We start from the raw sequence: 12,170 nt of genomic DNA on the forward strand, positions 1-12,170 counted from the left end.
GCCCGCACCAGCGGGCCGTTTTTACTTCCGTCGCGCGAAGCGGAGCTGTAGCATCCGCTCCCCGGCGCGCTCGACCTCCCGGTCGCGCACGAGTTCCACCCCTCGCTCCAGGCAAAACACCCGATGGGAATCCTGCTCAAGTTTTCACAATGCGTCGACGCGCTGAGCCGATTGATCGGCAAGGTCGTCATCTGGTTCATCCTGGCAACGACGGTCATCAGCGCTGTCAACGCCATCGCGCGAAAGGCCTTCAGCATCGGCTCGAATGCTTTCCTCGAGATCCAGTGGTATCTCTTCGCGGCGGTGTTCATGCTCGGCGCGGGCTTTGCGTTCCTGCAGAACGCCCACGTTCGCATCGATGTTCTTGCCAACAAGCTCAGCCCGCGCACGCGCAACTACATCGACATCGTCGGCATCATCGTCTTCCTGCTGCCGCTGTGCTACTTCATGATCAGCTTCTCGTGGCCGGTGGTCGAGAGCGCCTATGTCTCCGGTGAAGTGTCGTCGAACGCCGGCGGCCTGATCCGCTGGCCCGTCTACGCGCTGGTTCCGGCAGGCTTCGCGTTGCTCGCGTTGCAAGCGCTGTCCGAACTGATCAAGCGCATCGCCTTCCTCACCGGGCGCGGGCCGGACTGCCTCGCAAACGATACGCACAACGACGCCGAAGACCACGTCCAGGCCGCGACCGGCGATGCCTCCTCGAACCACGCCGCCGACGAGCCCCAGAAATGATCGAATTCGTCTCCGCCAACCTCGCCCCGATCATGTTCGGGGTGATCGTCTTCTTCCTGCTGTCGGGCTTCCCGGTCGCTTTTTCGCTGTCGGCCTGCGGCCTCTTCTTCGGTTTCATCGGCCTCGAGCTCGGCCTGATTCCGCCGGCGCTGTTTCAGGCGCTGCCGCTGCGCGTGTTCGGCATCATGCAGAACGACACGCTGCTCGCGATCCCGTTTTTCACGCTGATGGGGCTCATCCTCGAACGAAGCGGCATGGCCGAGGATCTGCTCGAGACCGTCGGGCAAGTGTTCGGCTCGGTCCGGGGCGGCCTCGCGCTCGCGGTGATCTTCGTCGGCGCGCTGCTCGCCGCGACGACCGGCGTCGTCGCCGCGTCGGTGATCTCGATGGGCCTGATCTCGCTGCCGATCATGCTGCGCTACGGCTACAGCCGCCCCATCGCAGCCGGCGTTATCACCGCGTCCGGCACGCTCGCGCAGGCAATTCCGCCGTCGCTGGTGCTGATCGTCATGGCCGACCAGCTCGGCCGCAGCGTCGGCGACATGTACAAGGGCGCGATGATCCCGGCGCTCGCGCTCGTCGGCCTGTACGCGCTGTTCATCATCGGCCTCGCGATCTTCCGGCCCAAGATGGTGCCGGCACTGCCGCCCGAAGCGCTCGCCTACCGCGAACCCGACGGCGGTTCCGGGTTACGCTCGCTCGGCATCCTGGCGATCCTCGTGACCGCGGCCTCGATCGCGCTAGGGAAGAACTACGACGCGGTGCTCACCTGGCTCGAGGGCCGGGAAGTCCTGCCGCCGGCGCTCGACGAAACGATCGTCGTCGCCCTGACCTTCGGCACGATCTTCGCGCTCGTCCTCGCGCTGATCAACCGCGGACTCAGGCTCGGGCTGCTATCGCGGATCGCCGAACGCGTCACCTTCGTGCTGATTCCGCCGCTGATCCTGATCTTCCTCGTGCTCGGAACGATCTTCCTCGGCGTCGCGACGCCGACCGAAGGCGGCGCGATGGGCGCGGTCGGAGCGATGATCATGGCCATCGTGCGGCGCCGGCTCGACTTCAAGACGATGGTGCAGGCGCTCGAATCGACCGCGCGGCTGTCGATCTTCGTGATGTTCATCCTCGTCGGCTCGACGATCTTTAGCTTCGTCTTCACCGCGATCGACGGTCAGATCTGGGTCGAGCACCTGTTCGACCGTCTCCCCGGCGGGCAGCTCGGCTTCCTGCTGTTCGTGAACGTCGTGATCTTCTTCCTCGGCTGCTTCATCGACTTCTTCGAGATCGCGTTCATCCTGTTGCCGTTGCTCGGACCGGTCGCGGAAAACATGGGCATCGATCTGATCTGGTTCGGCGTCATCATCGCGATCAACCTGCAGACCTCGTTCCTGACGCCGCCGTTCGGCTTCGCGCTATTCTATCTGCGCAGCGTCGCACCCAACTCGGCCTACATCGACCGCGTCACGAAAAAGCACATCGAAGGCATGAAGACCGGCGATATCTACCGCGGATCCGTCGCGTTCGTACTGATCCAGATCGTGATGGTCGCCCTCGTGATCGCGTTCCCGGAGCTCGTGTCCGGCGGCCTCGACAAGAAGACCGAGGTGGATCTCGACAAGATCCAAATCCAGGCTCCGCCCGGCGGTGCCGGCGGCTGGGGCGAGGAGAGCGGCGGGGCATGGAAATGACGGATATCTCACGGCTCTGCCTCGTCCGGCACGGTGAGACTGCGTGGAACGCCGAACGACGACTGCAGGGACACCTGGACGTCCCGCTGAACGAGACGGGCCGCCTTCAGGCCGAGGCTGCGGCCCGCAGTCTCGCCGGACACACTTTCGCCGCGCTGTATTCCAGCGACCTGGGCCGCGCGCGGGAGACGGCGACCGCCGCCGGGCGCGCGCTGGCGCTGGACATGACGATCGAGCCCGCGCTGCGCGAGCGGCATTACGGGGATTTCCAGGGTCTCACCTATGACGAGGCGCGGGCGCGTTTCCCCGCCGATTACGACCGCTTCCACGCCCGCGACGCGGATTTCGCCTTCGCGGGCGGCGGCGAAAGTCTGACCGCCTTCGCCGCGCGCATCCGACGTGTGCTGTCACGCATCGCAGTGGCGCATCCCGGGGAACAGGTATTGGTCGTCACGCATGGCGGGGTCCTCGACGTCGCACATCGCCTGACGAGCGGAAAAGCGCTTGAAGCGAAGCGCGATTTCACGATTCCCAACGCGGCGCTCAACTGGATCGAGTTCGACGGCGGCGCCTGGCGCCTCGTCGCCTGGGCGGACGAAGCCCATCTGCAAGGCGCGCGCGACGAGCTGCCGAACGGCTGAGTTCACCGCGCGTTCGCCACGAACTCGAACCCATTCTCGCGACGGCGGCCGCGGCTTCCCACCGCGCCGCCCCGGCGCCCCCCGCTAGCCTGCCGGTCGGCGGCCCATGCTAATATCCGCTTTTAAAACCAATCGCTTCGAGTCCGTCCCATGTTCTCTGCGCAAGACACCCTCGCCAAGGTCGATCCCGAACTGTGGGCCGCCATCCAGGCCGAAAACCGTCGCCAGGAAGACCACATCGAGCTCATCGCATCGGAAAACTACGTCTCCCACGCCGTGATGGAAGCGCAGGGTTCGCAGTTGACGAACAAGTACGCCGAAGGCTACCCGGGCAAGCGCTACTACGGCGGCTGCGAGCATGTCGACGTCGCCGAACAGATCGCGATCGACCGCATCAAGAAGCTGTTCGGCGCGGAAGCCGCGAACGTGCAGCCGAACTCCGGCTCGCAGGCGAACCAGGCGGTGCTGATGGCATTCGCGAAGCCCGGCGACACGATCATGGGGATGAGCCTCGCCGAAGGCGGCCACCTCACGCACGGCATGCCGCTGAACATGTCGGGCAAGTGGTTCAACGTCGTCGCGTACGGCCTCGACGCAAATGAAGAGATCGACTACGAGCAGATGGAGCGCCTCGCGCGCGAACACAAGCCGCGCATCATCATCGCCGGTGCGTCCGCCTATTCGCTGCGCATCGACTTCGAACGCTTCGCGAAGATCGCGAAGGAAATCGGCGCGATCTTCTGGGTCGACATGGCCCACTATGCCGGCCTGATTGCCGCCGGCTACTATCCGAACCCGGTTCCGCACGCCGACGTCGTGACCTCGACCACGCACAAGACGCTGCGCGGCCCGCGCGGCGGCATCATCCTGATGAAGGCCGAGCACGAGAAGGCGATCAATTCGGCGATCTTCCCCGGACTGCAGGGCGGTCCGCTGATGCACGTGATCGCGGCGAAGGCGGTTTCGTTCAAGGAAGCGCTGATGCCGCAATTCCGCGATTACCAGGAACAGGTGATCGCCAACGCGCGCGTAATGGCGCGTGTGCTCGGTGAGGAGCGCGGCCTGCGCATCGTGTCGGGCCGTACCGAAAGCCACGTGTTCCTCGTCGACCTGCGTGCGAAGAACATCACCGGCAAGGCGGCGGAAGCCGCGCTGGGTGCTGCGCACATCACCGTCAACAAGAACGCGATCCCGAAGGACCCGGAAAAGCCCTTCGTGACCTCCGGCATCCGTATCGGCTCCCCGGCGATGACGACGCGCGGCTTCACCGAAATCGAGGCCGAACAGATCGCCCACCTGATCGCCGACGTGCTCGACGCGCCGCAGGACGAAACCGTGCTCGAGCAGGTCCGCAGCAAGGTTGCCGAGTTGTGCGCGCACCACCCGGTGTATGGGAAGTAAGCCCGGGTCTTCCCCCGCATCGACGGCGCGTCCGGCTACGGCCGCGCCGCACTGCTCCGTCCGGCCGCCGCAATGAAATGCCCGTTCTGCGGCGACCCGAATACCCAGGTCACTGACACGCGTGAGAACGAAGGCGGCGAAGTCGTTCGCCGCCGCCGTCGCTGCGCCCGCTGCGACAAGCGCTTCACGACTTACGAGCGCATCGATTTGAAGATGCCGGTGATCATCAAGCGCAACGGTCTTCGCAGCGAATTCGACCACGAGAAACTCGCCGGAAGCATGAAGCTCGCGCTGCGCAAGCGCCCGGTCTCCCTCGAAGCGCTCGAAGCGGCGGTCGATCGGATCGAGGCGAAGCTGCTCGCACTCGGCGAACAGGAAGTACCGAGCGAGAAGGTCGGCGAGCTCGTGATGCGCGAGCTGAAGAAGCTCGACAAGGTCGCGTACATCCGCTTCGCGTCCGTCTACCGCAACTTCGCCGATGTCGACGAATTCTCCGAGGTCATTCGCGAAGTCAAGGCACGTCCAAAGCGCAGTCGCGGCGACGAGCCATCCGAACCGCCTCCCGAAAATGACCTTTTCGGCAGCTGATCACGCGTCAATGGCCCGCGCGCTGCAACTGGCGCGCTACGGCCTCGAGACGACGACGCCGAACCCACGGGTCGGCAGCGTCATCGTCAAGGACGGTCGAATCGTCGGCGAAGGCTGGCATCGACGCGCTGGTGAACCGCACGCCGAAGTTCTCGCGCTGCAGGCCGCCGGAGAATCCGCCCGAGGCGCGACTGCATATGTGACGCTCGAACCGTGCGCACATCACGGACGAACGCCGCCCTGCGCCGAAGCCTTGATCGCGGCCGGCGTCGCGCGCGTGGTTGCGGCGATGGAAGATCCCAACCCGCTCGTCGTCGGCGGCGGCATCGCCCGCCTGCAAGCGGCGGGCATCGCGGTCGACACCGGCCTGATGGCGGACGAGGCGCGCGAGCTCAATATCGGCTTCGTCTCGCGAATGACGCGCGGGCGGCCGTGGCTGCGACTGAAGGCGGCGGCGTCGCTCGACGGCAAGACCGCGCTGAATAACGGCGTCAGCCAGTGGATCACCGGCGAGGCCGCGCGTCGCGACGGTCACCGGTGGCGAGCGCGCGCCTGCGCGGTGCTCACCGGAATCGGCACAGTGCGCGAAGACGACCCTCAACTCACGGTTCGCGCAGTGCCATGCGAGCGCCAGCCGCTGCGCGTGCTCATCGACGCCCGCCTCGAAGTGCCCTTGTCGGCGAAGCTGCTGCAGGGCGGCAACTCCCTCGTCGTCACGGCGGTCGACAATCAGCAGAAAGCGGCCGAACTCGCCGAACTCGGTGTCGAGGTCGTCCACCTGCCGAAGTCGCAAGGCAAGGTCGATCTGCCCGAACTGATGTGGGAACTCGGCCGCCGCGGGATCAACGAGGTGCACGCGGAAGCCGGACTGAAACTCAACGGTTCGCTGCTGCGCGAGGGCTGCGTCGACGAACTGCTGCTTTACGTAGCGCCGATGATCGTCGGCGACGTTGCACAAGGACTCTTCAACCTCCCCGAACTCACCGGGCTCGGGACCGCAATGCGTCTCGAATTGCGTGACGTGCGGAGCGTAGGCGAGGATCTCCGCGTGCTTGCACGGCCGAAAGCCTGACGCGGGACCGGCGCGAACGCTCAGTCCTCGCGCCCGCCGCACACCTCGCACGCCGGATCGCGCCCGAGCAGCACCGTCCGCCACTCCATCGCGAGGCCATCGAGCAGCAGCAAGCGGCCGTCGAGCGACGTGCCGCAGCCGACCAGCAGCTTCAGCGCTTCGGCTGCCTGGGTCGTGCCGATGATTCCGGTCAGGGGCGCGAACACGCCCATCACCGCGCAGCGCACCTCCTCGACATCCTGACCTTCGGGAAACAGGCAGTGGTAGCAGGGACTATCATCTCGGCGCAGGTCGAACACCGACACTTGCCCGTCGAAGCGGATTGCCGCGCCGGAGACGAGAGGCTTGCGGAAGCGCACACATGCGCGATTGATTGCGTGCCGCGTCGCGAAGTTGTCGCAACAGTCGAGAACGAGGTCCGCGGCCGCGACTTGCTCGTCTAGCGCCGAACCCTGCAGCCGCAGCGCGAGCGTCTCGATGCGCGCCTGCGGATTGAGGCGCAGCAGGGTGTCCCGCCCCGATTCGACCTTCAGCCTTCCCACCGCTTCCGCGGTATGCAGGATCTGCCGCTGCAGGTTCGTCAGGTCGACCGTGTCGTCGTCGCACAGGACGACCGTGCCGACCCCAGCGGCGGCAAGATACATCGCAGCGGGAGACCCGAGTCCGCCGGCGCCGACAATCAGCACTCTCGCCGAAAGAATCGCCTCCTGCCCCTCGACCCCGATTTCGGGCAACAGGATATGGCGGCTGTAGCGCAGGAGCTGATCGTCATCCATCGACACGGCTGATTCGGAAAGTTGCTGGATCGGTCGTCCAGGAGCGGCATCGCCGGACGAATGGAAGGCTACTTGTACTCGCGGAACTCCGCCGGGGTATCGTCGTGGTCGCCATGCGGATGCTGGTCGTAGACCGTCACGTACACCTCGTTCGACTTCTTGATCAGCCGCTCCGGCGACACAAGGTTATGACGCTGCGTTTCCTCGCAGAAATAGACGACCGCCCGGACGAGCTTCACGTACATCGTATCGTCGAGACGGAACCCAGCCTCGCGCAGCGCGCCTTCGAGCACTTCGAGGGAATGGTCGAGCACCGAGTAGGAAACGAGCAGACTGCCCGGCCGTTCGGCGTACACGACGCGCACCCCCCTCAACATTTGAAGTGCGCGCAGCGCCTGACGGACCTGACCGTCGGGCGCTGCGGCGAAGCGGATCTCGCGCCGCTTGTGCAGGCCGGCGCCGGCTATCGGGTGATCGTGATGCCTGCCGGCCAGCTTGTAAGCAGTCTCCCGCCGCATCACGCCTCCTGTTAGCCGAATTATTCCTTTTTATTCTGGACGATCTGCAGCCCCTTGAGAAGGTTGATCGCCTGATTCAGCTGATAGTCGTCCTTGCTTGCGAGTTCGAAGCGCGCCGCCGCGCTGTCTTCGTCGCCCGGGCTCTGCTTGGTGTCGGTCTTCGGCTCGACCGCTTTCATGCGCTCGACTTCCGGGTCGCGATCATTGCCGAGATGGCGCTCGAGGTCCGCTTCGCGCAGGCGCCGCGACGAGCCGTTCGTCGTTTCCTCGACGACGATGTCGGGTTCGATGCCTTTGGCCTGGATCGAGCGTCCGTTCGGTGTGTAGTACCGTGCGGTCGTGAGCTTGATCGCCGTGCTGCTGTTCAACGGCAGGATCGTCTGCACCGAGCCCTTGCCGAAGGTCTGCGTGCCCATGACGACCGCCCGCTTGTGATCCTGCAGCGCACCCGCGACGATTTCGGACGCCGAGGCGGAACCGGCGTTGACGAGAACGACCATCGGAAGCGTGCGCGCCCAGGCTGGCAAGGTCTTCAGGAAGTCATCGCGATTGCCGCGCAGGTAGTCTTCGGAGACCGCCCGGTACTCGCGCTTCGCGTCCTCGGTCCGTCCGTCGGTCGACACGACCAGCGCGTTCGGCGACAGGAATGCCGACGCGACGCCGACGGCGCCGTGCAGGAGGCCGCCCGGGTCGTTGCGCAGATCGAGCACCAGCCCCTTCAGCTCGCCCTCCTTGGCCAGTTTGCCGAGATGGTCCACGACCGACTGCGCGGTGTTCTCCTGGAACTGGGCGATGCGCAGGTAACCGTAGCCGGGCTCGACGACCTTCGACTTGACGCTCTGCACCTTGATGACTTCACGCGTCAGGGTCAGCACCAGCGGGCGATCCTCGCCCTTGCGGACGATCGTCAGCGTGATGTCGGTCTTCGGCTTGCCGCGCATCCTTTTGACGGCGTCATTGAGGCTCATGCCCTTCACCGGCGTTTCGTCGAGCTTGACGATGAGGTCGCCCGCCTTCACCCCCGAGCGGAACGCGGGCGTGTCCTCGATCGGCGAAATCACCTTGACGAACCCGTCCTCCATGCCGACTTCGATACCCAGGCCGCCGAACTCGCCATGGGTGCCGACCTGCAGTTCCTTGAACGCTTCCGCATCGAGATACGACGAATGCGGGTCCAGCCCGTTCAGCATCCCGCTGATCGCATGATTGATCAGCGTCTTGTCTTCGACCGGCTCGACGTAGCCCTGCTTGATCGCGTTGAACACATCCGCGAACGCGCGCAACTCCTCGACGGGCAGGGGTGCCGGCGCGACCTTGTCCGCGCTGGCTGAAAAATTGAGGCTGATCAGCACTCCGGCAAAGACACCGGTCATGACCAAGCCCGCCTTCTGAAACTTGTTACGCATGACGACTCCGTCGAGGGAAAATCACCGGGAAAGACCTAGTCGAGCCTGACCCACTGGAGGGGATCGAGCGGCTGGCCGCGGTGACGAATTTCAAAGTATAAACCCGATTCCAGACCGCCTCCGCTCGCTCCGACATTGGCGATCGTGTCCCCGCCGGCGATGCCGTCGCCCAACTCCTTGAGCAGCGCATCGTTGTTGCCATAGATCGACAGATAGTCGTTGCCGTGGTCGATGATGATCAGGTTGCCGTAGCCGCGAAGCCAGTCCGAGAACACGACTTCCCCTGCCGCCACGGCCCGCACCGGCGCGCCTCCCGCCGCGCGGATGAAAACTCCCCGCCACGTCGTTCCGCCTTCCGCCCTTGGAGCACCGAAGCGGCCGAGCAGTTCGCCGCGAACCGGAAAACGCATTTTTCCCCGCAATTGCGCAAAACTGACGCCGGTCGGCGTCGGACCGGAAGCCTGGCGCACCTCGCCGACCACTTCGGAACGCGCGCGCGTCTTCTCTCCACCGCCCGCCGAGCGCGGCGGTATCGCCGCCCTCGTCTGCGCGGCCCGCGCTTCGGCCGCGCGCGCCTCCGCGGCCCTCGCCTCGGCAGCCTTCGCCGCCGCGATCCGCGCCGCCTCGCGCTCGGCCGCCCGCTTCGCGAGAATCGCGACCAGTCGCCCGAGTCGGGACTGATCCTGGCGCAGGGTTTCCTCTTCCTTGCGCTGGCTGCGCAACTGCTCGGACAGGCCCGCGAGCGCCTCCTTGCGTTTCGCCTGCACGGTCTCGAGCGCGGCGTGCTGAGCCGATCGCTCGTTTTCGAGCGCCGCGACTCGGTCGCGACGCGCGGCGATCGTCTCGCCCAGTTGCGCCTTTTGCCGCAGATCGCCGCGCAGGGTTTCGATCAGCTCGATTCGCGCCTTGCCGAGATGTTCGAGATAACGGGCGTCACGCGCGAGCTGGTTCGGGTCTCGCGTCGACAGGAAGGGGGCGACTTCGCCGCCCGCACCGTGCACGTAATGCCGCCTCAGCCACTCCGCTAGTTCGCTCTGTCGCCCGGCGATGCGCTCCTCGACTTCCCGCCGTTCCGCTTCGAGCACTGCGAGCGACTTTTCCGTCGCCTCGCGCTCATCGGCGAGCCGGCGCAGTTCGCGCTGGGCACGGGAAACGGCACGTTCCGCCTCGACGAGCTCGTCGGCCGCGCTCGAACGCGACTCCTCGGTGCCGGCGATTTCCTTCTGCAGCTCACGGATGCGCCGCTTGACGTCCTCGAGATCGGATCGTTTCTGCGCGACGTCGCCGGACTCATTGGCTTGGGCCAAGACCGGGAACGGGGCGGCGAGCGCCAGCGCCCCGGCCGCGACCAAGGCTCCCAGCAGCGCACGCCCTCCCCGACGAGACATCTCTGAAAATCTCAGGCCTTCGCCTTGCCCTGTCCGGCCACCGCGGCTTCGGCCGCCCGGATGGTTTCCTCGTCGGCGAGGTAGTAGCTCTTGATCGGACGCAGGTTCGCATCGAGTTCATAAACGAGCGGCTGCGCGGTCGGAATGTTCAGACCCACGATCTCGCTGTCGGAAATGTTGTCGAGATACTTGATAAGCGCGCGCAGGCTGTTGCCGTGCGCCGCGATCAGGATGCGGCGGCCGGCGAGGATGTTTGGGACGATGGCCGTTTCCCAGTAAGGCACGAATCGCGCGACGGTATCCTTCAGGCATTCGGTGCGCGGGAACTGCGCGCGTGGCAGCGACGCGTAGCGAGGGTCCGAGCTGGTGAGCCGCTGGTCGCCTTCGGGCAGCGGCGGCGGCGGCGTGTCGTACGAGCGTCGCCAGATCAGAACCTGCTCATCACCGAATTTCGCAGCGGTTTCCGCCTTGTTCAGGCCCTGCAGGTCGCCGTAATGGCGCTCGTTCAGCCTCCACGAATGCTCGACCGGCAACCACAGCGCGTCGAGTTCCTCGAGCACGATGTTGAGCGTCTTGTTCGCGCGCTTGAGCACCGAGGTGTACGCGAGATCGAACGCAAACCCTTCACGCTTCAGCAACTGGCCGGCGGCGTGAGCCTCGTCGACTCCTTTCTCGGTCAGATCGACATCGGTCCAGCCCGTGAAACGGTTTTCCTTGTTCCAGGTGGACTCGCCATGGCGAAGCAAAACGATTTTGTACATGAGCACTCGGGAAAAAAGGTTGAGGAAGACGGAAAAAACGGCAACGTGAATGCGAACTGCCACGAAAACCGGAACGGAGGCCCGGCAAAGCGCGCGTAGGCAGCGCAGTATTTTATACTAGTCGTCCCGCCCGCACTCCCGCCTCCCGTGGACCACAACGCCATAATCGACCTGATCGACAAGCACGAGCACATCGAGACTGCCGCACGTGCGCTCAAGGCAATCGCCCACCCGCTGCGGCTGAAGATCCTGTGCGTGCTCGGCGGGAGCGAGATCTGCGTGCAGGAAATCGTCGAGGCGGTCGGCACGTCGCAAAGCAACATTTCCCAGCACCTCGCGATCCTTCGGGACAAGGGCGTGCTGCAGACCCGCAAGGACGCGAACCGCGTCTATTACCGCGTCTGCGACCAACGGACCCTGCAGCTGATCGTGCTGATGCGCGAACTCTTCTGCGGCGTCTCCCCCGGCAAGACCTGAATCAAGAACCAACAACGGAGCAGGATTTCGTGGAATTTCTCCAGCAAAACTGGTATTGGGCCGCACTCGCCGCGGCAAGCGGTGCATGGCTGTTGTTCGACCTCGTCCGCGCCCAGGGTGACAAAACCCTCGTGTCGCCCGTCGAGGCGACGCTCCTGATCAACCGGGAAGACGCCACGGTCATCGACATTCGCGACCAGGCCGAATATGCGAGCGGCCACATCCCGAACGCGCGACATATCCCGGTCAGCGAATTCGAGCGCCGCAAGTCCGAACTCGATAAGCTCAAGGCGCGCCCGTTGATCGTCTGCTGCACGACCGGAGCCCGCTCCGGACCCGCGATCGCCGCGCTCCGCAAGGCAGGGTTCGAGAAACTCTTCAACCTGCGCGGCGGTCTCCAAGAGTGGGAAAAAGCGGGACAGCCGATCAGCCGCAAGAGGAAATGAACATGCCGAACATCAGAATGTATGCCACCGCAGTCTGCCCTTACTGCGTGCGTGCGGAGCAGCTGCTCAAGCGCAAGGGCGTCGCCGACATCGAGAAGATTCGCGTGGACCAGGATCCTGCCCGGCGCGACGAAATGATGCAGCTGACCGGCCGCAGGACGGTTCCACAGATATTCATCGGCGATTACCATGTCGGCGGCTGCGACGATCTGTTCGCGCTCGACCATGCCGGCAAGCTCGACGACCTGCTCGCGGCCCCCTGACACACCCTTCGCCGAC

14 protein-coding genes are annotated in these 12,170 nt (G+C 65.1%); 9 read left to right on the top strand and 5 right to left on the bottom strand.

Going from position 1 to position 12,170, the window contains the following annotated elements; all coding sequences use genetic code 11:
- Nucleotides 1–123: 123 nt before the first annotated feature.
- From ROZ37_RS00230 to ribD, 6 genes are all read left to right on the top strand, one after another.
- A complete protein-coding gene (locus ROZ37_RS00230; RefSeq protein ID WP_312656545.1) occupies nt 124–732 on the top strand; it encodes a TRAP transporter small permease subunit in 609 nt (202 codons plus the stop codon).
- Entirely contained in the window at nt 729–2,417 is a 1,689-nt protein-coding gene (locus tag ROZ37_RS00235) for a TRAP transporter large permease subunit (RefSeq protein WP_312656547.1), read from the top strand. Before ROZ37_RS00230 ends, ROZ37_RS00235 begins: the two co-directional genes overlap by 4 nt.
- Nucleotides 2,408–3,058: a histidine phosphatase family protein gene (locus tag ROZ37_RS00240; protein ID WP_312656548.1), complete on the top strand. Its 651-nt coding sequence runs from the start codon at nt 2,408–2,410 to the stop codon at nt 3,056–3,058. Before ROZ37_RS00235 ends, ROZ37_RS00240 begins: the two co-directional genes overlap by 10 nt.
- A gap of 150 nt (nt 3,059–3,208) precedes the next feature.
- On the top strand, nt 3,209–4,459 hold the full coding sequence (gene glyA, locus ROZ37_RS00245; RefSeq protein ID WP_312656550.1) for a serine hydroxymethyltransferase: 1,251 nt from the start codon (nt 3,209–3,211) through the stop codon (nt 4,457–4,459).
- Between the two features lie 72 nt (nt 4,460–4,531).
- The gene (gene nrdR, locus ROZ37_RS00250) at nt 4,532–5,047 is read left to right on the top strand and encodes a transcriptional regulator NrdR (protein WP_312656552.1); all 516 of its coding nucleotides are present in this window, start codon (nt 4,532–4,534) and stop codon (nt 5,045–5,047) included.
- Nucleotides 5,028–6,119: a bifunctional diaminohydroxyphosphoribosylaminopyrimidine deaminase/5-amino-6-(5-phosphoribosylamino)uracil reductase RibD gene (gene ribD / locus ROZ37_RS00255; RefSeq protein WP_312656554.1), complete on the top strand. Its 1,092-nt coding sequence runs from the start codon at nt 5,028–5,030 to the stop codon at nt 6,117–6,119. Before nrdR ends, ribD begins: the two co-directional genes overlap by 20 nt.
- A 20-nt stretch (nt 6,120–6,139) precedes the next feature.
- On the opposite strand, the gene ROZ37_RS00260 is transcribed toward ribD, so the two are convergent.
- The 5 genes from ROZ37_RS00260 to gpmA all read right to left on the bottom strand — a co-directional run bounded on the left by ROZ37_RS00260 (nt 6,140) and on the right by gpmA (nt 10,968).
- Nucleotides 6,140–6,895 (bottom strand): molybdopterin-synthase adenylyltransferase MoeB, encoded by a 756-nt coding sequence (locus ROZ37_RS00260; RefSeq protein WP_312656556.1) that lies wholly within the window; start codon nt 6,893–6,895, stop codon nt 6,140–6,142.
- A gap of 68 nt (nt 6,896–6,963) precedes the next feature.
- Nucleotides 6,964–7,413, bottom strand: coding sequence for a hypothetical protein (locus ROZ37_RS00265; RefSeq protein ID WP_312656557.1), 450 nt, complete (start codon nt 7,411–7,413; stop codon nt 6,964–6,966).
- A gap of 20 nt (nt 7,414–7,433) precedes the next feature.
- Entirely contained in the window at nt 7,434–8,819 is a 1,386-nt protein-coding gene (locus ROZ37_RS00270; RefSeq protein WP_312656559.1) for a S41 family peptidase, read from the bottom strand.
- A 35-nt stretch (nt 8,820–8,854) separates the two neighbouring features.
- On the bottom strand, nt 8,855–10,207 hold the full coding sequence (locus ROZ37_RS00275; RefSeq protein ID WP_312656560.1) for a peptidoglycan DD-metalloendopeptidase family protein: 1,353 nt from the start codon (nt 10,205–10,207) through the stop codon (nt 8,855–8,857).
- Nucleotides 10,208–10,218: 11 nt separating this feature from the next.
- Nucleotides 10,219–10,968 carry a 2,3-diphosphoglycerate-dependent phosphoglycerate mutase gene (gene gpmA, locus ROZ37_RS00280; RefSeq protein ID WP_312656561.1) on the bottom strand — a complete coding sequence of 250 codons (750 nt, stop codon included), beginning with the start codon at nt 10,966–10,968 and terminating at the stop codon, nt 10,219–10,221.
- Nucleotides 10,969–11,115: 147 nt separating this feature from the next.
- Between gpmA and ROZ37_RS00285 the strand changes: the two genes are divergently transcribed.
- The 3 genes from ROZ37_RS00285 to grxC are packed head-to-tail and all read left to right on the top strand — an operon-like array spanning nt 11,116 to nt 12,154.
- Entirely contained in the window at nt 11,116–11,445 is a 330-nt protein-coding gene (locus ROZ37_RS00285; protein WP_312656563.1) for a metalloregulator ArsR/SmtB family transcription factor, read from the top strand.
- Between the two features lie 29 nt (nt 11,446–11,474).
- Nucleotides 11,475–11,891: a rhodanese-like domain-containing protein gene (locus ROZ37_RS00290; RefSeq protein WP_312656565.1), complete on the top strand. Its 417-nt coding sequence runs from the start codon at nt 11,475–11,477 to the stop codon at nt 11,889–11,891.
- A gap of 2 nt (nt 11,892–11,893) precedes the next feature.
- Nucleotides 11,894–12,154: a glutaredoxin 3 gene (gene grxC, locus ROZ37_RS00295; RefSeq protein ID WP_409449917.1), complete on the top strand. Its 261-nt coding sequence runs from the start codon at nt 11,894–11,896 to the stop codon at nt 12,152–12,154.
- Nucleotides 12,155–12,170: the final 16 nt, after the last annotated feature.

This window comes from Aromatoleum sp. (genome assembly GCF_032027225.1).
Taxonomy (GTDB): domain Bacteria; phylum Pseudomonadota; class Gammaproteobacteria; order Burkholderiales; family Rhodocyclaceae; genus Aromatoleum.

Excerpts from the sequence above, each read along its gene's own strand:
- grxC (WP_409449917.1), top strand. The coding sequence starts at position 11,894 with ATGCCGAACATCAGAATGTATGCCACCGCAGTCTGCCCTTACTGCGTG.
- ROZ37_RS00240 (WP_312656548.1), top strand. The coding sequence starts at position 2,408 with ATGGAAATGACGGATATCTCACGGCTCTGCCTCGTCCGGCACGGTGAG.
- ROZ37_RS00265 (WP_312656557.1), bottom strand. The coding sequence starts at position 7,413 with ATGCGGCGGGAGACTGCTTACAAGCTGGCCGGCAGGCATCACGATCAC.
- ROZ37_RS00230 (WP_312656545.1), top strand. The coding sequence starts at position 124 with ATGGGAATCCTGCTCAAGTTTTCACAATGCGTCGACGCGCTGAGCCGA.
- ROZ37_RS00260 (WP_312656556.1), bottom strand. The coding sequence starts at position 6,895 with ATGGATGACGATCAGCTCCTGCGCTACAGCCGCCATATCCTGTTGCCC.
- nrdR (WP_312656552.1), top strand. The coding sequence starts at position 4,532 with ATGAAATGCCCGTTCTGCGGCGACCCGAATACCCAGGTCACTGACACG.
- ROZ37_RS00270 (WP_312656559.1), bottom strand. The coding sequence starts at position 8,819 with ATGCGTAACAAGTTTCAGAAGGCGGGCTTGGTCATGACCGGTGTCTTT.
- glyA (WP_312656550.1), top strand. The coding sequence starts at position 3,209 with ATGTTCTCTGCGCAAGACACCCTCGCCAAGGTCGATCCCGAACTGTGG.
- gpmA (WP_312656561.1), bottom strand. The coding sequence starts at position 10,968 with ATGTACAAAATCGTTTTGCTTCGCCATGGCGAGTCCACCTGGAACAAG.
- ROZ37_RS00275 (WP_312656560.1), bottom strand. The coding sequence starts at position 10,207 with ATGTCTCGTCGGGGAGGGCGTGCGCTGCTGGGAGCCTTGGTCGCGGCC.
- ROZ37_RS00235 (WP_312656547.1), top strand. The coding sequence starts at position 729 with ATGATCGAATTCGTCTCCGCCAACCTCGCCCCGATCATGTTCGGGGTG.
- ribD (WP_312656554.1), top strand. The coding sequence starts at position 5,028 with ATGACCTTTTCGGCAGCTGATCACGCGTCAATGGCCCGCGCGCTGCAA.